The 517-nt window shown below is 44.5% G+C and carries 1 pseudogene; it reads right to left on the bottom strand.

Annotated features, from left to right (window positions below):
* Positions 1 to 517 (bottom strand): annotated as a pseudogene (locus tag GY843_RS00250) (DNA-directed RNA polymerase subunit alpha); the annotation flags it as partial.

The following is a 517-nucleotide window of genomic DNA, read 5'->3' as shown; positions in this document are numbered from 1 at the left end:
GGATCGCTTCTTCAGGATCTAAAGTGCCGTTTGTTTCCATATCAATGATTAACTTGTCTAAGTCTGTACGTTGCTCAACACGGGCTGATTCAACCGAGTACGCAATACGTTCAACTGGGCTGAATGATGCATCAAGCAGCAATCGACCAATTGGACGCTCATCGTCATCAGAGGATAAACGACTAGATGCCGGCACATAACCACGACCACGCTCAACACGAATACGCATGCTGATCTCGCTGCTATCTGTCGTTAAATGACAAATAACGTGATCTGGATTAGCAATTGTTACATCGCCATCGTGCTGAATATCTGCCGCAGTCACAGGGCCTACACCAGATTTAGTCAGGGTCAGAAAAACTTCATCTTTGCCTTCTAACGTTACCGCTAGACCTTTAAGGTTTAGTAGTATTTCAATGATGTCTTCTTGTACGCCTTCTTTCGCGCTGTACTCATGCAATACACCGTCGATTTCAACTTCAGTTACTGCACATCCAGGCATAGATGATAACAGTAT

This window comes from Neptuniibacter sp. (assembly GCF_024231755.1).
Lineage (GTDB): Bacteria > Pseudomonadota > Gammaproteobacteria > Pseudomonadales > Balneatricaceae > Neptuniibacter.
Note: the sequence above shows the minus strand (reverse complement) of the source record. Positions and strands in the feature narration are given on the sequence as shown.